Source organism: Bacillus sp. Xin1 (assembly GCF_013314535.1).
In the GTDB taxonomy this organism is placed as follows: Bacteria; Bacillota; Bacilli; order Bacillales; family Bacillaceae_G; genus Bacillus_A.
In genome coordinates this window covers 1-276 of sequence record NZ_JABUAE010000200.1, presented here as the reverse complement: position 1 = coordinate 276, position 276 = coordinate 1, and the positions used below count along the sequence as shown (strand labels likewise).

The following is a 276-nucleotide window of genomic DNA, read 5'->3' as shown; positions in this document are numbered from 1 at the left end:
ATGTTTCTTCATTAATTAAATACCCTTCTGGTGCAAATGTTTCTTTATACGTATATTTTCCATATGGTAATTTTTCGAATTTCGCAATTCCCTTTTCGTCAGTTTTTCCTTTTACTACTTCTTTTCCTTGTTCATCGTAAATCGTAAATTCAGCTCCTGGAAGCTTGTTATTTCCATCTGCTACATCTACTTTTGTTATTTCTAAAGAGCCTGTAATCTTTTTATCTTGTACAACATGTTTAATAATTTCTCCATCTTGCTTGATTTCAAATGGGA

The 276-nt window shown here is 31.2% G+C and carries 1 protein-coding gene; it reads right to left on the bottom strand.

Going from position 1 to position 276, the window contains the following annotated elements; translation table 11 throughout:
• The coding region (locus HRG09_RS28515; RefSeq protein ID WP_217448205.1) for an MSCRAMM family protein at positions 1–276 on the bottom strand (276 nt) is incomplete at both ends.